This is a genomic window from Alteromonas sp. 009811495 (assembly GCF_028865455.1).
Taxonomy (GTDB): Bacteria; Pseudomonadota; Gammaproteobacteria; order Enterobacterales; family Alteromonadaceae; genus Alteromonas.
In genome coordinates this window covers 1,797,027-1,818,180 of record NZ_CP113972.1, presented here as the reverse complement: position 1 = coordinate 1,818,180, position 21,154 = coordinate 1,797,027, and the positions used below count along the sequence as shown (strand labels likewise).

Below are 21,154 nucleotides of genomic sequence, written 5' to 3'. Positions count from 1 at the left end.
GAATTAGTGGCAGAGGAATGAAGTGAGCGAGCAAAGCCTAGAACAAAAACAAGCCCAATTCGACGAATATTTTTCAATCACGCATGGTATTAATGTCAATGTACGTGCGCTTGAAAAAGGCGAACCCGTACCCGATGAAGAGGGAATAGAGGAAGCAATGCCCTATGCGTTTCGCATTGCCAGCGAAATGGCGGCAATTGAAGCTCAAGCGCTGCGCCCTTTGCGGAATTTGAGCGAACACGCAGAAACCTTAGCCGATTACCTCAATCATCAATCGCGAAAAATCGACCTTATGATGTCGTTTGTGCTTCACCAACAGGACGAACCTGAATATCGCTTTAAATCGGTCAAGTTTGGTGGCGGTGGCGTTATTGTTGACATGCAATCGCCACTAAACGTAGGACAGCACGCTGAACTTAAATTATTTCTTGATGCCGAAGCTGCCGCAATTTTTTGTTATGGCGAAGTCATTAGTTGCGAGCAAACTGACACGGGTTATCATACTGCGTTTATATTTACGACTATTCGCGAACCCGATCAGGAATTACTTGTACGTGCAAGTTTGCACATTCAAACATTGCAGCTTAGAAAACGGGCACAAGAAAAACGTTCGGGATCCTAAACGATACTTTTAGCAGTATATATCGCCGTATTAATTGGTATTACGTGAATTTTAAAAATAGGAAGTCATGACAGCTAGCTTATTATCGCTGCCTTTACCAGCGCCGAAAAAAGACGCATCATCACAAGATCATAAACAGTGGGGTCAACTACAAGGTAGTAGCGCCGCGCTGTGTATTAGCCAGGCGCTAAATCAGTATAGTGGTCCTATTGTGCTTATTACTGCAGATACGCCTTCTGCCATGAAACTGGAAAAGGAGATAGCATTTTTCCTTAAAGGTGGCGTAGGCGATAACAAGCGACTGGCTAATACACCGATTACGTTGTTTCCTGATTGGGAAACACTGCCCTACGATTCATTCTCACCACACCAAGATATTGTTTCGCAGCGTCTTGAAACCCTATTTCGATTTACCCAACAGGTAGACGGTATTTTCATTGTGCCTGTTAATACGCTGATGCAGCGTTTGGCGCCTACCGATTACCTTGCCAAATATCTGCTAATGCTAAATAAAGGAGATACGCTAGATAGGGATCAATTTAGGCGCAACTTAGAGCAAGCTGGTTATTTGCACGTTAGCCAGGTAATGAGTCATAGCGAATTCTCTGTTCGTGGCAGTATTATTGATTTGTTCCCAATGGGGAGCGACCAACCGTTTCGCATAGATTTATTTGACGACGAAATTGACTCAATTCGCTATTTTGATACCGAGACACAACGTTCAGGTGAAGCGGTTAATGAAATTCGCTTGTTGCCGGCTAGAGAGTTCCCCACAGACAAAGACGCTATTACGTTATTTCGACAAAATTTTCTGGCGAAGTTTGATGCTAACAACGCGTCTGAAAGCGTGTTTGCTCAAGTTAGTAAAGGCACTATGCCAAGTGGCATTGAATATTACCTCCCACTCTTTTTTGAGAAAACCGCCACCTTATTTGACTACTTGCATCCTAAAAGTTTGTTGTTGCTACATGGTGACGTGCAAGATGCCAGCGAGTTTTTTTGGGCCGATGTGCAAGAGCGTTACGAGCAATATCGCTATAATTTAGCACGTCCCCTGCTCGCCCCTGACGAGCTATTTTTACCAATAAATGAGTTATTTGGTGCCATTAAGCAATGGCCTCGGGCATCGCTTTTTAGCAGAGTATTAGATGAAAAAGCCGGCACCACTAACCTTCAGTGTGAATTGCTTGACGATATCGCCATCAACGCGCAGAAAAAAATACCTGCGGAACGCTTAATGGCAACCGTACAAAGCGCCACCGCAAGTGGCGCTAAAGTGCTATTTTGCGCTGAAACCCAAGGCCGTCGGGAAGGTCTACTTACGGTGTTAGCGAAAGCGGGTATTAAACCTACGCTCGTGGATGACTTTAATACATTTATCGGTAGTCACGATACCATTGGTATCACCGTTGGTATGGTAGAGCATAGCTTCAGATGGCAAAGCAAAGAAGGTGAACTATTCTTTATCACCGAGACCGAGTTACTAGGTCACAAGGTAAGCCAAAGACGTTTACGCGATAAAAGAACGGCCACCGATGAAAGTGCCATTATTCGCAATCTAGCGGAGTTATCTATTGGTCAGCCTGTAGTGCATTTAGACCACGGTGTTGGCCGCTATTTGGGGCTACAGACTCTTGATGCAGGCGGCGTTGCCACCGAGTATTTGTGTATTGAATACGCCAAACAGTCAAAGCTTTATGTTCCGGTTGCTTCACTGCATTTGATTTCACGCTACACAGGCGGTGATGCAGACAGTGCGCCGGTTAATGCGCTGGGGTCGGATGCTTGGAGCAAAGCGAAACAAAAAGCAGCAGAAAAAGTGCGCGATGTTGCCGCCGAGCTGCTCGACGTTTATGCCCGCCGCGCGGCGAAGCCCGGATTCGCCTACAAAATAAACTGGGACGACTACCAGTCGTTCGCTGATAGCTTCCCGTTTGAAGAAACCCCTGACCAAGCGCAGGCCATTGCTGCCGTTATGCATGATATGGGCAGCCCATCAGCGATGGACCGCCTTGTATGTGGTGACGTGGGCTTTGGCAAAACGGAAGTTGCAATGCGCGCTGCATTCCTTGCCGCCAATGCCGGTAAGCAAGTTGCTATTTTGGTCCCCACTACGCTGCTTGCACAACAACACTACGAAAACTTTAAAGACCGCTTTGCAGCTTGGCCTTTTGAGATTGAAGTGATGAGCCGATTTGTAAGCGGTAAAGCACAAAAATCGGTAATAGAGCGCATTGGTGAAGGTAAAGTCGACATTGTTGTCGGCACACACAAGCTGCTATCGAGTGACATCAAGTACAAAGACTTAGGTCTAGTGATTATCGATGAAGAGCACAGATTTGGTGTTCGTCAAAAGGAAAAACTGAAGTCGTTAAGAGCCGATGTAGATATTCTAACGCTTACCGCAACGCCTATTCCTCGTACGCTCAATATGGCCTTGTCTGGCATGCGTGATCTTTCCATCATTGCCACAGCACCTGCACGACGCCTATCAATTAAAACCTTTGTGCAGCAGCGCAATAAAGCCGTTATTCGCGAAGCGATTATGCGGGAAATTTTACGTGGTGGTCAGGTATATTTCCTTCACAATGAAGTAGATAGTATTGCGCGTACTGCTGAAGAAATTGCCGAAATTGTACCTGAAGCCCGTATTGCCGTGGGCCACGGCCAAATGCGCGAGCGTGAATTAGAAGGCGTTATGAGTGATTTTTACCACCAGCGGTACAATGTACTGGTATGTACCACGATCATAGAAACGGGTATCGATGTCCCCAGTGCAAATACCATTATAATGGACCGAGCGGATCATTTAGGCTTAGCTCAGCTTCACCAATTACGAGGCCGCGTGGGTCGTTCGCATCATCAAGCCTATGCTTATTTGCTTACGCCACACCCTAAACGCATGACAAAAGATGCGGTGAAACGTTTAGATGCCATCTCGCAGCTAGAAGATCTAGGCGCTGGGTTTGCCCTTGCCACTCACGACCTTGAAATACGTGGTGCGGGTGAATTATTGGGTGACGACCAATCAGGCCAGATTGCCAGTATTGGTTTTAGCCTGTACATGGACATGTTGGATAAAGCGGTCAATGCCCTTAAAGAGGGGCGAGAGCCATCATTAGATGACGCCATGGCCGGACACACTGAAGTTGAGTTGCGAATACCCGCGTTACTACCGGAAGATTATATCGCTGACGTTAATACGCGTTTATCACTTTATAAGCGTTTAGCAAGTTGTCAGTCGCAAGACGATATCGATGAATTTCAGGTTGAATGTATTGATCGCTTTGGTTTGCTCCCTGAACCGGCTAAAAACCTCATTGAAGTGGCTGAAATTAAAATAAAAGCGCAAGAAATTGGTATTCTTAAAGTAGACTTGTCTGCCCAAGGCGGTACCATAGAATTCAAAGAAACAACAAAGGTCGATCCAGGTTATATCATTAAGCTGGTTCAAACTAAGCCAAATACATTCAAGTTTGAAGGAAGCCAAAAACTTCGCTTAGTAAAACAGACCGATACCGCTAAAGCGCGAATTGCGTTTATTAGCGATATCATTGCCGATTTTGTAAAGGAGTCGCGGTAACATGAAGTTAATTCGCTGGTGTTCGTTGATTGCATCATTTAGTGCACTTTTAGCCAGCTCCGCTCGTGCAGATGAACCATGGTGGTTCGACGTAGAAGTTATCGCGTTTAAAAGAAACGTGGCGTTAAGTGAACTTGAAGAGCAATTCACCTTTGCCGATACGTTACATGCACCTCGCGCTGACGCCGACCTTATTGGCGATGTTATTTCGCCTGATATTAGCTGGCTCAAACAAGGGTTGGCCGTTTGTGACGTTGATACTCAACCCTCATGGCCCGCGTTCCCCTCGCTTGATATTCCACGTAGCGATGTGGACTTCTTGTCTTTGCCACCGCATGTTTTAAGCGGCAATGAAACTGACGATAGCGCGCTCAGCGCCACTCCTTCGGCCACGGCAACGCCTGAGGTGAGTAGCGGTGATACAGATTCTGAACAAGTTGCTAGCTTCAACGATGCACAGAATCAAGGGTCTGATGCACTTGAATATGAAAGCGCACTTGAGTATGAAAGCACACTAGCCTATGACGGCGCGTTAGATCTAGACCAAGAGAACTCAATCGGCCCAGATGCCTTTGCAATAGCAAAATATTGGTTGTCTTTTTTCGGTGTGAAAAAAGGCGACGTTTTTAGTAATGAAAACGAAAATGCATCTTCTATCACAGTACCAAAATTCACATACTGTAACGTGCAAAAGCCTTGGCTTAATGTGGAATCACACTATGATTCTGTTACGTGGAAAGTGGACAACCCGAACAACCGCTTACCCGCGCCCAGTAGTTTACCCATTATTATCGAAGGTCACGACTGGCCATTAGCATCAAAAGCCCACTTGCTTACGAGTAACCAACAATCTTTGTCATCAATATCGCGACAAATTCGCAGCAATCGAGAACTTGAGCGGCTATTTCATTTGACCTGGCGCCAGCCTGTTTTGTTTGGCAAAGACAATGCGTTTGATGTGCGCCTTTACGGTGGAAAGAATTATTCAAGTGAGTTTGAGTTAAGCGGTGAGCAGCGTAAGGATGTCACTACCATTGATGAGAATACGGCAGAAATTAGCGCCACTCATGGCTCTATCGATGAGCTGTTTAACAATGGATTGTCTTCACAAACACAGCCGATGGAAAATAGTGACGAGCCGACAGTTAGTGCACTGCAAGATATATTCGACGACTTAGAAAAGCGCTTGGCGAACCCTACTCCTATCGATTACGGCGAGTTTAAGGCGTTAGATGAAACGGTAATGTCTGATGCAAGCGAAGATGATGCATCGCGAAATGCTCTACGTACACCTATTTGGGAAATTGACGGCACCATGAAGGTGTTTCTCAAGTACATTAACCGCGTGCCCTATTTGCATATTGATAGTGACATGTTTTATCGACAACCCGTACCAGAAACTTACTTAGGCGGCGATGAAAACGAACTATCCCTTGATGAGTCAACAACAGCTCATAACGTAACCTATAGACTTGCCTCAGTACCTTTGGCTGAACAGCGTCGCGTCATTAGCACACAGTTGCATTACTTCGACCACCCTTTGTTTGGTTTTGTTGTTCAGATCCGCCGTTACAAGCGCCCTGAAGATGACAGTAATGCGCAATAATCGAAAGGCAAATATATTTCATGAAAATTTATACACGCACAGGTGATAAGGGTAGTACACAAATTTATGCCGATAAGGCAGTACGTGTGGAAAAAGATGACTTAGTTGTAAAAAGCTACGGCGACATTGATGAGCTAAACAGCCATATTGGCTTATTGGCCGCAACGGTCTCGGTACAACACAAACCCATGCTTCATGATATACAGCGCAATCTTTTTCAGGCTGGATTCGCCATTTCAGCTAGCTCAACGCTAACGGATAAAAACATAGATGCGCTTGAAACACTTATCGACACATTAACAGCGAAAATGCCCCCTAATACTTCTTTCGTGTTGCCCGGTGGTAGCAGAGCAGCAGCCCAAGCTCACGTTTGCAGAGCAGTTTGTAGACGTGCAGAAAGAGCGGTAATTAGTCTAGCCAAACATTACGACGTTCCTGAAGTCGTGCATGCTTATCTCAATCGCCTTAGTGACTTTTTGTTTACGTTTGCACGCTTTTTAAATATTGAGGCAGGCGTAGAAGAGGTGCCTGTATAACGTACTTTGTACTTAGCAAAGTGCGTTATACAAGTGTATGAAAGGCAAAATTAGAATCTAAATGTACCTAGTAGTGTTGCAGAGCCTAGGTTGCCATCATCGGTGTCGTAACCCAAGCCAAAGCGAATTGAGGCATGTGGGTTAAACCAATAGTCAGTACCCAGCTCAATAACGTTATCAGACCCAAAGCTGTCGTTGTTTTCGAAAATTGCGCTCACGCCAACGCTCCAGTCTGCCTTAACGTAATAGTTGGCATCGATTTCAATTGATAGATCATCGTCAAAGTAAGTACCTCGGGCTTGCACATCCCAACCCGGTGTAAAACTGCGCATTTGTGTGCCAAAGCTGGTATATCGTGCGAACACACTTACGCTAAGTTCATCGTCACTTCTTGTAATTTTATCACCTGAGCGGAAGAAGCTTTCTTCATAATCGTAAAAATCGAAGCCCGCACCATATTCCCAATGATCATTAGCGAACGTCGATACGTCTAGACCAAATCGGTGCAACGTTTCTTCATAGTTACGTGAATCGTTTGCGACGCTTCCGTAGCGCCCTCTTAGCACCAATGAGTTTGAATAGAACCATTCACCATTCACGTTAATTGCATCGAGGTTATCAATACCAAAGTAATCAACCGAAACGTTATTGGTACGCTGTAGATAAGGGCTGATGGTCCAAGGTTGCTCGTCAATATCGACTGACTCAAGATAGTAGCGGTAGCTAACACCAACAAAGTTGTCATCAGCATCTCTGACGTCAGCAAAGCCAACACTCACTTCGTGATTAATGGGCACCGACTGTGCAAACGCACATGGTGTAAGTGATAACGCTAATAAAGAGGTAGAAAAAACCCGTAAAAACATAGAACGTCCTTGTAGCAAACGTGTTAGAAAATTCGAAAGCTAGAGTATGGACGTTCTTTTCTGAATGGAAGCTGAATACACGCCGCAACCGATTAATAAATAAGCAAATGTTACGTACAGATTGCTATAATATGAGTTGCTGAACTATCGTTCATTTAGGCGATTAATTAAATGTATTGCATCGTCATAATCTTGTCTTATACCCAGTTTAAGGGTTCGCCCGTAAAGTGACAAAACTCGCTCACTTTTTTGAATATCTTTGGGCAATTGAGACGACACCCTTGCAACTAAACCATCCAGAATCTGTTCAGCGCCTTTGGGGTTGTTGCAGGCTAAAACCATATCGCACCCCGCATCAAGGGCTGCTTCTGCGCGCTCTAGATAGCCGCCAGCAACACTAGCGCCATGCATCGATAAGTCATCAGAAAATATCGCTTTCTGAAAACCTAGGTTCTCTCTGAGTATCTGCTGCAACCAATAAGGTGAAAACCCCGCTGGTTTATCACAAACCTGAGAGTAAATAACGTGGGCAGGCATAACGCCATCAAGCAAATTGCGTTCAATGAGCCGCTCAAATACAACCATATCTGTTTGCCGTATTTCGTTGTACTCTCGCTCATCCACTGGCAAAGCAATGTGTGAATCAGGAGCGACACTACCGTGCCCAGGGAAATGCTTGCCTATTGCAGGCATATTTGCTGATTTCAATCCTTGAATAAGTGCAGTAGCTAAGCGAATAACGTCATCTGCATTATCGGCAAACGCCCTATCACCAATAACTTGCGACACGCCGTTAACATCAAGCACGGGGGCAAAGCTAAAATCGATATCAAGCGTTTTAAGTTCGTAAGCAAGCGCCAGCCCGCAAGCTTTTGCGTACTTTTCGCTTTCGTCTTGATGTTCAGACTGCCGCATAATATCGCCCATTGCGGGTAGTGCAGTAAAACCATCGCGAAAACGCTGTACTCGTCCTCCCTCATGATCAACGCCTATCAATATAGGGCGTTTGGCATAACGGCGAATATCTTGAATGAGTGCAGCGAGCTGCTTTTTATCATGATAGTTTCGAGCGAATAAAATTAAACCGCCTACCACGGGGTGTGCTAATTTTTCTTTCTCTTCGCTCTGCAATTCTTCAGCATGGCAGTCGAGCATTAAAGGGCCCACGAGCCCCCCTTGTAAGCTGTCATAAAACATCACTTCAAATTTTGTAAATCTCTGGTTAGGATAGAGAAAAAAAGGGAGTATTACACGTGTTAAATTGGATCAAATGGCTTGTAATTGGTTTATTGTCCATACTCGCCCTTGCCGTCGTTTCCTTGTACGCTTCTCTTAGCCTAAGTTTGCCCTCACTAGATGGTAACAGTAATACCTATCACGTGAACGCTGTGACAGAACTCAGCCGTGATGCAACCGGGTATGCCGTTATAAAAGCTGACGATATTTTTGATGTCGCTTACGCTCTTGGTTTTGCTCATGCTCAAGATCGCTTTTTCCAAATGGATCTTCAACGAAGAGCCGCCTCAGGCAATTTATCTCGATGGGTTGGAAAAGTAGCGCTGGAACGAGACAAAAACATTCGCTTCCATCAATTTGCACAGCGCGCCCGCGTTGTCTATGAAAACCTTCCCGCTCGACAGCAAGAATTATTAGTGCGTTATGCTCATGGTGTTAATGATGCATTAGCGGAAATGACAGTTCCACCTTTTGAATACTTAGCTGCTGGAGTACAACTAGAGCAATGGCATCCAACCGATAGTATTTTGGTGGTGTACAGCATGTACCTCGACCTACAAGGTAGCCAAATTAGCTTAGACATGGCCCGTACCATGCTTAAAACACTGTACGGTGATGAAATATATAATTTCATTACTCAGCCAAGTCACTACCAAGCTGCGCTAGATGGAAGCGAAACACCGCTGTTTGACCAAGCCATTCCCACTTTTCCTGATAATGCAGCAGATGCCAACGACGATAAGAACGCAAGCGTCGCATACACTGGTACCGAGCTACCGGATATTGGAAGTAATAACTGGGCTGTGACGGGAAAGCTCACCACCACGGGTTCAGGCATGCTGGCCAATGATATGCACCTTGGCCTTCGAGTACCCATTATATGGTATAAGGCACAGCTAAACTATGAAGAAGCGGGTGAGCAAGTTCAGGTAACCGGCGTGTCGTTACCCGGGTTGCCTGGCATTGTCGTGGGTACCAATAATCATATCGCATGGGGCTTCACCAATGCCAATGTCGATAATGTTGATTGGATAGCGTTAGATGATGATACGCAAACACAATCTTACACTCGACGTATTCCGTTACCGGATGGCGAACATACTTACACTATAGAAGTAAGCCAATTTGGGCCTGTACGTGTGGTAAACCAAAAGCGATACGCGCTTAATTGGGTAGCGCACCAGCCGTTTGCGGTAAACTTGGGTATTATCAATCTGGGGGCAGCTAAAAACCTCACTGAGGCCATGTCGGTGGGTAAAACCATTGCCATTCCTACACAAAACCTCGTTATTGTTGACGAACTCGGCAATGCGGGCTGGATGCCTGGTGGCGCTGTAATGGATCGTGAGAGCGCAAGTTATGTCGCCATTTCAGAACAATCACTAAAAGCTGAAAGCCCCAAAAGAGCGACGAATTTGCCGTCGGTCGTGAACCCTGAACACGGTAGAATATGGACGGCAAATGCGCGCGTGATTTCTACACATGATTTACCAAGACTAGGCGATGGTGGCTATGCGCTTGGTGCTCGTGGTAGACAAATTCGCGATCGCTTATTTGAAAAAGATAGTTTCACTGAAAACGATTTCTACGCAATTCAACTGGATAATCATGCCCAATTCCTCATGCCATGGCATAACCTTTTATCAGGGTTGCTGCGGGTACAAGATGTTGAGTTTAAGCCAGACCTTGCTTATTTGAATACCTGGAACGCATGTGCTTGTGAAGATTCTGTGGGTTATACATTAGTTAAACACTTTCGTAGTGAAGTTATTCAAACGCTTTTCGGACGTATTTTGCAGTCAATAGACCGAAAAGGGGTTAATAGCAGAACGCTACTTCGAGGTATTGAACCGGCTACGTGGCAACTCATCCATGAACAACCCAGCAGTTGGCTACCAAAAGGCACGGACAGCTTCGATGAACTTTTGGTCGACGCCTATCGAAGGGCTAAACACAAACTTCTTGATACCTATTCCCCCGTCGAAGCAGATATGGAAACGCTAATCTGGGGTAACGTAAATAAGCTGCGTGTTTCTCACCCTTTTGCATCTCAAATTCCGTACATTGGACAATACCTGAATATGCAAACCGTTGAGGGCTTCGGTGATACTTATATGCCTGCTGTGCAATCGCCAAATTTTGGCGCATCGCAACGATTGTTTGTAAGCCCCGGCCATCTAGAAGATGCCATTTTAACCTTGCCTGGGGGCCAATCAGGGCATCCGCTTTCACCTTATTACACGTCGGGTTTCAGTGATTATGCAACACACGCTGCTACCCCACTGTTGCCAAGTGATATTGAACACACTCGCTTATTTTACAAAAAAGAAAACGAATGACGCCCGCTATAACGCTATTGCAGAAAAAAGGTGTTAAACACCACGTACTCAAGTATGAACATGACACCAACGCTTCCTCTTATGGGCTAGAAGCGGTTGAGAAACTTGAACTGAATGCAAGCACCGTATTTAAAACCTTAGTGGTGAGCACTGATAAAGGCACGCTTGCGGTAGCCATCGTGCCTGTAAACAACAAACTCAGTGAAAAGAAGATGGCAAAAGCCCTCGGTACAAAAAAAGTGGTGATGGCAAAAAGTGAAGACGTCATGACCTCAACAGGGTATGTGCTTGGTGGGGTAAGTCCACTAGGACAAAAGAAAAGACTTACTACTGTTATACACGACAGTGCAGAAGCACTGTCAGACATTTATGTTAGTGCAGGAAAAAGAGGATTGGAACTTTCTCTTTCTCCCACCACACTGGCTATGCTAACGCAGGCAACCTTTGCTGATATTACCGCTTAGCGTGTGCCGAGCTTTGGCGCTACTGCATAACGCTTTTGAGCCTTTCGGTACATCAATAATAGCGCGAATGAGAATAGCGCTAACGCACTAGGCTCTGGTACTGATTGTATTCCCACTCTTGATATAAACGCCCCTGAACTGGGTAGTATAGTAGTTAACACAGTGTGATTATCACTTTCAAAGTTACTGCCATAGAAGCGTATTGACGTTAAAGCATCTGTGCCTGTTTCTGCGAAAAGGTTCACAAAAGCAAAAGGCTCCCACGATGCATGATAATCATCTCTTGAATTAGGGTTTCCCCAAAATGGATTGCCAAAGTGCTCTGACGTGAGCGCAGGAGAATTCAAAATATCAGAAGTGGTAAATTCTAATGGTTCAGACACTGTATTTACTGTAAGTTTGTTACCTGCATCGCCAGCACTCCACCAGAACCCGAAATAGCCGACAGGGTTGTTAAAAGTAAGCTCTATCGCTCCGCCAGCAGGAATAAACAAATAATTTCCGTTTCCATCTGCCCCACCCCATTTATTCGCGCCGTTTATACGAACGCCGCCTTGAAGCACACGGTATACACCAAAGTTAGTAATGATACTATCTGATACTCTTCCCCTTGACTGCCTATCAAAAGTCTCAACGTTCGACACGCCAGCAGGGCCTACTGCAATATCAGGGTCAGACAGCGTGAAAATGAGCCCTGCAAAAAGAGGGGATGAGAAAAGGCATAAACTTAACGTAAACAAAGCAACTACGGTTTTCATCTTTAGCTCCAAGGCTATTAAACACAGAATGTTTACCTTAGATAGCTATAGCCATGCCAAAACATCAAAGCATTGTTTACATTGAATTTATTCCGAAAACAGTACTATTTCGAGCTACTCCCCATATTGTTTTTTGCTTTTTGCGAAGCACTTTGCGACAAAAATGGAATATCTAAAACTGAGTTAATTAGAGCAATATGGCTTAGGCTATTGCTCTAAATTTTCAGCTTGTTCACGCCATTGCTGCTTGGCTTTATTTAGCGAGAGGTCGTCTACCGTGTTTGAGCCTGAAAGCGTTTTAGCCATTTGCTCGATAATGGCATCTCGTTTTTCAATTAAGGCATCGGTTCGTGGGAACAAGTCTTTTGCTTCAGGGTATTGTTGTTTAAGGCTTTCAACTTCTTCTAGAGAGTAGTAGCGGGCCTCAAAGGCTTCGTTATATAGCTGTCGCTTTGCATTAAAGACTACATAGTCTTTTGCCGTTTCTGATTTGAGATAGTCCAAATCTTGCTTAGAAAGGTTAGCGGCCTCACCTACATTTACCGCCTGCTCTAGCCACTGTTCAATGGCTTGAGTATTTTTCTCTTTTACCGCAGTTTTCACACCGGCTTGCAAATCGCTCGCATGCAAAATTTCCATTACGGTAATTAAAGGCACTTCTGCCGCTTGTTGATCCCGCTTATCGGCATCTGAAGACAAATAGGCAAACCACGAAAGCGCCGCAACCACAATAGCAACAACAATAACAAGCGCTTTTTTCACACTTACCTCCATAAATACTGCATAAGGAAACCAGCGCGAATGCGCTGCTTTATAAGAAGCAATACAAAAAGAGCGAGAAAGCTCGCTCTTTTATATATTGTAACGACCTAGTGATTACTGGTCGATAGGTGCTGAGTTTTCAACTCGGCTTTTCAGTTTTTGACCCGGGCGGAACGTTACCACTCGGCGTGCTTTGATAGGAATGTCTTCGCCCGTTTTTGGATTACGGCCAGGACGTTCGTTTTTATCACGCAGGTCAAAATTACCAAAACCTGACAGTTTTACTTGCTCACCAGATTCTAGAGCGCTTTTAATTTCTTCAAAGAAAAGCTCTACCAGATCTTTTGCATCGCGTTTATTGATGCCTAATTTCTCGAATAGGTGTTCAGCCATCTCGGCTTTGGTCAATGCCATAGTTTACTCTCTTAACGCGGCCCCAAACTCAGATTCCAGACCTTTAACCACAGTATCCACCGCTTGCTGAATCTCAGCTTCTTCTAAGGTTTTATCCGGATCTTGTAAATGAAGAGACAAAGCAAGGCTCTTGTAACCAGGTTCAATTCCCTTGCCTTTGTACTCATCGAACAAGTTTAGAGCAACTAGTTGATTTACGCCAATTTTTTCTATGTAAGAAAGTACATTTCCTACACGCACTTCATCTTTAACCGTAATAGCAATATCACGGCGGTTCGATGGGAAGCGCGATACTGGTACAGCAGACGGTAGTTTGCGGTCTGTAATGGCATCTACCACTAACTCGAACACAAATACGCGGCCGTTAACACCAAGCAATTTTGTAAACTGCGGGTGTATAGCACCAATATAGCCAACTTCTTCATCATTAAGCAAAATTTTTGCAGTCATACCAGGATGCAACGCACTATGCTCGCCCGTGACGAACTGGAACTCGCCCGCTCTTCCGGTTAACGCAAGCAACGCCTCGACATCAGCCTTGGCATCGAAGAAATCAACTGGGCTATCGCCCAAATCCCAATGTTCTTCGTTACGACGCCCTGCTACTACACCACCAATTACTTGCTGTTGCAATACACCATTTGGCGCATCTTGTTGAGGAATAAAGCGTAATCCTGTTTCAAACAAACGAATTCGCTGTTGTTGACGCTTCTGATTGTACGCAGTTGCACCTAGTAAACCGGGCCACAAACTCACGCGCATTATTGACATATCTGAGGATATTGGGTGTGGTAAAACCATGCCCTTCACATCTGGGAATAATGCATTTTGAATTTTCGGGTCAACAAACGAATAAGTAATCGCTTCATTATAACCACGGCTAAGTAGCAACGACTTCATTGTATTTAACGGCAACTTAGCTTCTTGTGAAGGCAGCATTGCTAACGTGGCTTTTGGTGCCACGTTTGGAATGTTGTTATAACCGTATACGCGCGCAATCTCTTCAATCAAATCTTCTTCAATTGAAATATCGAAACGATAGCTAGGTGCAACCGCTTCCCAGCCAGCTTCAGTTTGCGTTACGTCTAAACCAAGGCGGTTGAGCATTTCCGTTACTTTTGCATCGTCAATGCTAATACCAAGCACACGAGCCAAACGTTCGCGACGAAGCGTTACTGTTGCTTGCTTAGGCAATTTGTCTTCAGACACGGCTTCAACAACAGGGCCTGCTTCACCACCGCAAATTTCAATTACCAGTGCAGTAGCGCGCTCCATGGCTTTTCGTTGAAGCTGAGGGTCTACACCACGCTCATAGCGGTGCGAGGCATCGGTATGCAAGCCGTATTGGCGTGCTCGACCCATAATGGCATCACGCGCAAAGAATGCACTTTCTAACAAAATATCTTGTGTTTCAGCCGTTACACCTGAATGTAAACCACCGAAAATACCTGCCATCGCTAGCGCTTTGTTATCATCAGCAATTACCAAAGTATTGCTTTGCAACTTAGCCTCGGTTTCATCTAATAATGTCAGCGTTTCGGCTTCATTAGCCATACGCACATTGATGTTGCCTTCAATGCTAGCAAGGTTGAACGCGTGCATTGGCTGACCAAGTTCTAGTAGTACGAAGTTAGTCACGTCAACGATAGGGTCGATGCTGCGAATTCCACAACGACGTAACTTTTCAACTAGCCACAATGGCGATGCAGCTTTAACGTTAACGCCTTTAACTACACGGCCCAAATAACGAGGGCAGGCATCATCTGCGCTTAGCGTAATTGACAGTTTATCGTCAATCGTTGCGTCTACTGCAACGACTTCAGGCTCGCATACGTCAAGGTTGTTAAGTACGCCAACTTCACGGGCAATACCACGAATACCTAAACAGTCTGCGCGGTTTGGTGTTAGGTCTACTTCAATGGCGTTATCGTCTAGAGCAAGGTAGTCGCGAATGTCTGTACCAATAGGTGCATCCGCTGGAAGCTCAATAATACCGTCGTGGTCTTCGCTAATACCCAGCTCAGAGAAACTACATAGCATGCCGAATGACGGCTCGCCGCGAAGCTTTGCTTTCTTAATTTTAAAATCGCCTGGCAATACGGCACCAACAACAGCAACTGCTACTTTTATGCCCTGACGACAGTTAGGCGCACCACAAACGATATCAAGTAGCTCATCGCCACCAACGTTAATTTTAGTAACGCGCAGTTTATCGGCGTTCGGGTGCTGACCGCACTCTACGACTTCACCGACTAGCACGCCTTTAAAATCACCTGCTACTGGCTCTACACCGTCTACTTCCAGGCCAGCCATGCTCAACTGTTCAGACAGCTCATGTGCCGACAGCGATGGGTTAACCCACTCTCTTAACCATTTTTCACTGAATTTCATGTTTACTCTCTGCCTTAGTTGAACTGCTTAAGGAAACGAAGATCGTTTTCAAAGAACGAACGTAAGTCGTTAACACCGTAACGAAGCATGGTTAAACGTTCTACGCCCATACCAAAGGCAAAGCCCGTATACTCTTCTGGGTCGATACCCACTGCTTTAAGTACATTTGGGTGAACCATGCCGCAGCCCAATACTTCTAGCCACTGACCGTTTTTACCCATAACGTCTACTTCAGCTGAAGGTTCAGTAAACGGGAAGTAAGACGGACGGAAGCGAATTTCTAGCGACTCTTCAAAGAAGTGATGAAGAAAATCGTGAAGAATGCCTTTAAGGTCAGTAAAGCTCACGTTTTTGTCAACCATCAAGCCTTCCACTTGGTGGAACATCGGCGTGTGAGTTTGGTCGTAATCATTACGATATACACGGCCAGGCGAGATTATACGCAGTGGCGGCTTTTCTGCTTCCATTGTGCGAATTTGCACGCCAGAAGTCTGTGTGCGTAGCATCATGTCAGGATTAAAATAGAAGGTGTCGTGGTCTGCACGTGCTGGGTGATTCGCAGGTATATTCAGCGCATCAAAGTTGTGAAAACCGTCTTCAATTTCAGGACCCGTTTTAACCGAAAAGCCAAGTTCGCCAAAGAAAGATTCAATGCGCGCAATAGTGCGGCTAACCGGATGCAAATTACCCGGCTTTTCTGTGCGACCAGGAAGCGTTACATCAACGGCTTCTTCAGCAAGCTTCTTGTTAAGTTCAGCCGTGCGCAGTAACTCGCCTTTTGCTGAAATAGCTTGCTGAATAACCTGCTTAGCTTGGTTAATTTTTTGGCCCGCGGCAGGACGTTCTTCGTTTGATAACTTTCCAAGCCCTTTAAGTAAGTCGGTAAGCTTACCTTTCTTACCCATGAATTCGACCCTAACTTGGTCAAGTGTGGCTGCATCTTCTGCAGCGTCAATCTGGCTCTGTGCCTGATTGATAATAGCGTCAAGCTCCATGTTTTCCTCAATATACATGATGACTGCATGGCCAAAGCATTGTGAGATTAATTCTGTGCGCTAAGGCTTGCCTGAAATAAAGGCAGTAGTTTACACGACAGCAAGACGTTACCGCTACCCTATATGGCTGATAATGGCAGATTTTTGGTTGATAAAAGAGAATGTGAGTTTAGGTTGCACAATTTTTTTAGCAAACGCGACCAACATTGGGGCGATTTCTTTTATATGTAACAGAAAGCACTGAAACTAATAACTCAAATGCCTCAGCGCTGGGAGTGCTTCGGCTGAACTAATCTCATTAAGGCATGCATTCTGCTTAGAAAACAAACAACCCATATAGCCGGACAATAAACTTGACCTTTAGAAACGATATAAACGGACTAAGAGCGATTGCAGTTTTATCAGTGGTAATTTTTCACTTTTTTGAAAGTGCATTGCCAGGTGGTTTCGTGGGAGTTGATGTCTTTTTTGTCATATCTGGCTTTTTGATGACTGCCATTATATGCAATAAACTTGAAAAAGACGCTTTCAATTTATGGGAATTTTTTTATTCCAGAGCTAACCGAATAATTCCTGCATTGGTCACTCTTTGTTCTGTGTTGATAATATTGGGCTGGCTTTTTCTTTCGCCGTATGAGTATTCTGAGCTTGGCAAACAAGTAGTGTCTTCAGTGACCTTTACATCAAATATTCTCTATTACACACAGTCTGGTTATTTTTCTTCTAACTCTATGGAGAATTGGCTTCTACACACTTGGTCATTATCTGTTGAGTGGCAGTTTTATATTTTATATCCTTTGGCCGTTTTTATTATTCACCGCTTTGTAGGTCTTAAAGCACTGAGATCTCTTGTGCCAGTTATGGCACTTATAAGTCTTTCGTTGAGCATTTGGCTTACACCTAAGAACCCAAGCCTGGCGTATTTTGTGCTACCAACCCGCGCGTGGGAAATGTTAGCTGGCGGCGTTGTATTCCTTTTTCCAATGAAAATGAACAGTAGGCTCAAACTGGTCGTTACACTACTTGGCATTTTTGCAATTGCTCTGTCATGCTTCATTTTTTCGGAAAATACGCTTTGGCCAGGTTATGCAGCATTATTACCTGTTGTTGGTGCTGCACTAATTATTTGTGCTAACCATCAAAATAATCTCGTTTTGAACAATAGTGCAATGCAATTAATAGGAAGTTGGTCATACTCGATCTATTTATGGCACTGGCCGTTTGTCGTAGCGATTTACACTTACAAGCTTGGAATTGAATATTCCGTTTTATGCTTTGCCTTATCGATATTGATGGGCTTTTTAAGCTTTAAATTTATTGAGAGTGTTTCATTCAGTAATAAGGGTATCTCGTTAAAAGAAAGACTGACAAACAAATCCGTATTGTCATCGATAACAGTAGCCTTGCTTGGCTTAACTATCTTTGTATCAACCGGCTTTATTCAGCTCGCCCCAGCTCAATATCAAACTCTTATATCTGACGTTCAACCCAGTCCTTTAAGAAGTCGTTGTCACATAGAATCACATCAGCCTCCCGAGAACGCTTGCACATACTTTCATGAAGACAATGCAAAGTGGGCTACATTCGGCGATAGTCATTCAGTAGAGCTTGCCTTCGCACTAGGTACTGAGCTGAAGCAATTAAACGAAGGAATAATGCATTTTAGTTTTTCTGATTGTGCGCCAGCCTATGGCATGCCTCATAGCTTCTCAAAGTGTGCAAAATGGTATAACGAGTCGATAGACTACATTGCTACAAATGCAGAAATTGAGAATGTCGTTTTTGTTCACAGGTATTCAAGCCAAATTGTAGGTGGTTCAAACAAAGCCTACCCAAATCAACCTAAGAGTAATCGCACTGACAGAACTGATTTGCTTTTACACAATATTGATAGGGCAATAGCCAAGCTAGCTGCTACAAAACAAAATGTATTTATCATTTACCCTATTCCTGAATTACCACAAAACATTACAAGACTAATCGACAAAGAGCTGGAGGCTAATAATAATTTTGAACACATAGCTGGAACTGAATACGACTGGTACACTAAACGCAACGAAATCATCATCAAGCACTTTGAAAACGCAAGTTACCCGTCAAATGTCGTCTTTATTGAACCTGCGAAGCAGTTTTGTGGGAATGATTATTGCTTCTCAGTAAAGAATGGACGGTCTTTATATTTCGACGATGACCACCCTTCGCTTTTTGGCGCCTCGCAAATCGTGAAGAGCATTCTTAATTCAATACAAGAAATTAAGTAATGCGAGTATGTTTTTGTCATAACGGATTGGCATCTTCAATCATTATCGAATGGACTGCAGCGCTTTCATTTACAACACGGACTAAATAATGCAGAAAACCTTTTCAGTCGTAATTACGACCCACAATCGCCCTGACTATTTGCAAGAGTCTTTAGCTGCAGTGCTAAAGCAGTCAATCACTCCTAAAGAGGTGTTTGTAATAGACGACGGTTCGTCAGTTAGCTATGAAGAGGTTCTTTCTCAGTTTCCGAGCGAACGATTTACCTATGTCAAAGTTCCAGTAGCGTCAGGAGCAAATGCCGCTAGAAACCTTGGCATTTCGAAATCTACAGCCGACATAATTGCGTTTTTGGATGATGATGATGTGTGGGATGCCAACTACTTAGAAACACATTTAGAAGCGCATGAACACGCAGATGCGGTAACGTGTGGGTACCGTTTTCTAGAAACTCCAGACAAAATTCACATTAACCCTATTGAGGTAATTACTACCGATGTTATCAAGCGGGGAAACAAATTCTGCGGAATGAGCGGTGTTACCTGTAAAACCGAGTTGGCAAAACGCCTGCAGTTTGATGAAGAGCTCAAAAATAGCCAGGACTGGGACTTCTTTGTTCGAATAACATTAGAAAATGCAGCTTTTCACAATATTCCTAAGGATATCTACTTTTATCGCCGGGGGCATGTAAGTATTTCAACAGAAGTAGCAAATATGCCAGTAGAAAAAGTATTTCCACGATTAAAGGCATTTAAGAAACACAAAGCATTATTAGGAAAAGAAGCATACAACGATAGAGTTGCTAACCAAATTTTAAGCCAAATTGGTAAAAAGAATAATAAGTTACGCTGGATAGCTCTCTCAGTGCAAGAAGCTGGACTTATTGCCACCGGCAAAGTTATTTTGGGAAAAGACAGAATAAAAAGAAAGTTCGCGCGCTAGTCTAATTGTCAAACCAAGTGATTATTTCACAAATCAGCACTGGTGTTTGAGTTAAAAAACCAGTGCTTTTTATTTTCCCCACCTAGACCATCATGACTAAAGTGTATTAATAACCTCTGCATACTGCTTAGCTACACGCTGCCAACTAAAATCAGCTGCTTGTTCGACTGGCTTGCTGCCCCAGTCGTTGGCTATAGCAGTTGACAGAGCTTTGGCATATTCCGCCACATTTGTAACGTCACAAACAATGCCTGCGTCGCCGATAAGCGTTCTTCTCATTGCATCATCTGTTGCCACAACGGGTAGACCACTTGCCATAGCTTCAAGATATACTCGTCCAAACGGTTCATCCTCAGACGGTAAAGTAAATATGTCTGCAGATCGATACACTTTGGGTATATCGGCGAAGTCAACTTTGACTATTTTGAACCTATTAGCACCGAGTGCCGCTTCACACTGTGAAGTAAAGTAACGTAAATCAGGGCCGTCACCACAAATTAATAAAGAGACATCGTTAAGTTGGCTAACCGCCTTTATTGCTAAGTCGAAGCGCTTATGATTTTGACGGTTCAGTGCGCCAACAGCAAGCACCACAGTGCCTGGCAAACCATGCTCAAACGACTCCCCTTGTGTGCTAAATAGTGACAAATCGACACCATTAGGAATAATTTCTACTCGCTGCTGTGGTGCAATAGAATGAACATAACGCTTCGTTTCTTCGTTGAATACAACCAAACAATCAGGTTTAAATTTTAGATTTCGTCTCAGCACCTTCCCGCCTGACACCATGCCCGCTCGCTCGGTGTACAAAATGGGGGTATTAAATAATTTCCTGATAACATAGGCTACGGCTAAACCACCATAATCGTTATTCGGGTAAATTACATCGGCTCTTTTGAACATTAGATAGGGTGTATAAGTCAAAAAGCTTGTCATGGATTCAATCAATAGCGACGGATTTGAGACAAAGCGTGTAAGAAACCAGTCTGCTACCTTATTACGTTGAACTTTCTTTACTTTACCGCGAGGAATACAAGGGATAACAACGCTATGTTCACTGCATTTAGAGGCGCTCAATAACTTCACATCAAAAAATGCAGCCAGGTGTTGTGCCATTTCGTATGCACTGAGCTGTGATCCCCCACTTGACGAAAAACCCGCTTCGGGATGAATAACTGCAATTTTTTTCTTCATAAAATATCCATTTATCACTCTTTTTGAGCCTACCCTTTCTTGATGACAGCAATATGAAGTGACACACCATGCTCATCTTACTTGTTATCATCTGTCTTCGTGATTGTTTGCAAAACGATTCGCAAACAATAAGAGCAGCAATAACAATGCCATAGTCCTTACAAGCCCTTAAATAACATGTCAGATG

16 protein-coding genes are annotated in these 21,154 nt (G+C 44.2%); 8 read left to right on the top strand and 8 right to left on the bottom strand.

What is annotated here, in order from left to right; all coding sequences use genetic code 11:
* The first annotated feature begins 22 nt into the window (after nt 1-22).
* The 4 genes from OZ660_RS08255 (at nt 23) to OZ660_RS08240 (ending at nt 6,347) form a co-directional block, all read left to right on the top strand.
* Nucleotides 23-622, top strand: coding sequence for a PilZ domain-containing protein (locus OZ660_RS08255; protein ID WP_159625097.1), 600 nt, complete (start codon nt 23-25; stop codon nt 620-622).
* Between the two features lie 67 nt (nt 623-689).
* The gene (gene mfd / locus OZ660_RS08250) at nt 690-4,205 is read left to right on the top strand and encodes a transcription-repair coupling factor (RefSeq protein WP_274743168.1); all 3,516 of its coding nucleotides are present in this window, start codon (nt 690-692) and stop codon (nt 4,203-4,205) included.
* Between the two features lies 1 nt (nt 4,206).
* The gene (locus tag OZ660_RS08245; RefSeq protein ID WP_274743167.1) at nt 4,207-5,811 is read left to right on the top strand and encodes a CsiV family protein; all 1,605 of its coding nucleotides are present in this window, start codon (nt 4,207-4,209) and stop codon (nt 5,809-5,811) included.
* Nucleotides 5,812-5,831: 20 nt separating this feature from the next.
* Nucleotides 5,832-6,347, top strand: coding sequence for a cob(I)yrinic acid a,c-diamide adenosyltransferase (locus OZ660_RS08240; RefSeq protein WP_274743166.1), 516 nt, complete (start codon nt 5,832-5,834; stop codon nt 6,345-6,347).
* 50 nt (nt 6,348-6,397) lie between these two features.
* On the opposite strand, the gene OZ660_RS08235 is transcribed toward OZ660_RS08240, so the two are convergent.
* Entirely contained in the window at nt 6,398-7,213 is an 816-nt protein-coding gene (locus tag OZ660_RS08235) for a putative porin (RefSeq protein ID WP_274743165.1), read from the bottom strand.
* Between the two features lie 144 nt (nt 7,214-7,357).
* Complete coding sequence (gene nagZ, locus OZ660_RS08230; RefSeq protein WP_342455368.1) at nt 7,358-8,368, bottom strand: beta-N-acetylhexosaminidase; 1,011 nt, start codon at nt 8,366-8,368, stop codon at nt 7,358-7,360.
* 98 nt (nt 8,369-8,466) lie between these two features.
* Between nagZ and OZ660_RS08225 the strand changes: the two genes are divergently transcribed.
* Complete coding sequence (locus OZ660_RS08225) at nt 8,467-10,788, top strand: penicillin acylase family protein (protein WP_274743163.1); 2,322 nt, start codon at nt 8,467-8,469, stop codon at nt 10,786-10,788.
* Nucleotides 10,785-11,252, top strand: a complete 468-nt coding sequence (gene ybaK, locus OZ660_RS08220; RefSeq protein WP_274743162.1) for a Cys-tRNA(Pro) deacylase — start codon at nt 10,785-10,787, stop codon at nt 11,250-11,252. Before OZ660_RS08225 ends, ybaK begins: the two co-directional genes overlap by 4 nt.
* On the opposite strand, the gene OZ660_RS08215 is transcribed toward ybaK, so the two are convergent.
* From OZ660_RS08215 to pheS, 5 genes are all read right to left on the bottom strand, one after another.
* On the bottom strand, nt 11,249-12,010 hold the full coding sequence (locus OZ660_RS08215; protein ID WP_274743161.1) for an Npun_F0296 family exosortase-dependent surface protein: 762 nt from the start codon (nt 12,008-12,010) through the stop codon (nt 11,249-11,251). The genes ybaK and OZ660_RS08215 overlap by 4 nt on opposite strands.
* Before the next feature lie 207 nt (nt 12,011-12,217).
* Complete coding sequence (locus tag OZ660_RS08210) at nt 12,218-12,772, bottom strand: hypothetical protein (RefSeq protein ID WP_274743160.1); 555 nt, start codon at nt 12,770-12,772, stop codon at nt 12,218-12,220.
* A gap of 114 nt (nt 12,773-12,886) precedes the next feature.
* On the bottom strand, nt 12,887-13,186 hold the full coding sequence (gene ihfA / locus OZ660_RS08205; protein ID WP_131094149.1) for an integration host factor subunit alpha: 300 nt from the start codon (nt 13,184-13,186) through the stop codon (nt 12,887-12,889).
* A gap of 3 nt (nt 13,187-13,189) precedes the next feature.
* Nucleotides 13,190-15,577 (bottom strand): phenylalanine--tRNA ligase subunit beta, encoded by a 2,388-nt coding sequence (pheT, locus tag OZ660_RS08200; RefSeq protein WP_274743159.1) that lies wholly within the window; start codon nt 15,575-15,577, stop codon nt 13,190-13,192.
* Between the two features lie 14 nt (nt 15,578-15,591).
* On the bottom strand, nt 15,592-16,572 hold the full coding sequence (gene pheS, locus OZ660_RS08195; protein WP_274743444.1) for a phenylalanine--tRNA ligase subunit alpha: 981 nt from the start codon (nt 16,570-16,572) through the stop codon (nt 15,592-15,594).
* 353 nt (nt 16,573-16,925) lie between these two features.
* Here pheS and OZ660_RS08190 point away from each other — a divergent pair, with 353 nt between their 5' ends.
* Both OZ660_RS08190 and OZ660_RS08185 read left to right on the top strand, forming a co-directional pair.
* Nucleotides 16,926-18,833 (top strand): acyltransferase family protein, encoded by a 1,908-nt coding sequence (locus tag OZ660_RS08190; protein WP_274743158.1) that lies wholly within the window; start codon nt 16,926-16,928, stop codon nt 18,831-18,833.
* A gap of 88 nt (nt 18,834-18,921) precedes the next feature.
* Nucleotides 18,922-19,773 carry a glycosyltransferase family 2 protein gene (locus OZ660_RS08185; RefSeq protein ID WP_274743157.1) on the top strand — a complete coding sequence of 284 codons (852 nt, stop codon included), beginning with the start codon at nt 18,922-18,924 and terminating at the stop codon, nt 19,771-19,773.
* 96 nt (nt 19,774-19,869) lie between these two features.
* Here the strand turns inward: OZ660_RS08185 and OZ660_RS08180 are convergent, their stop codons facing one another.
* Nucleotides 19,870-20,967: a glycosyltransferase gene (locus OZ660_RS08180; RefSeq protein WP_274743156.1), complete on the bottom strand. Its 1,098-nt coding sequence runs from the start codon at nt 20,965-20,967 to the stop codon at nt 19,870-19,872.
* Between the last annotated feature and the right edge of the window lie 187 nt (nt 20,968-21,154).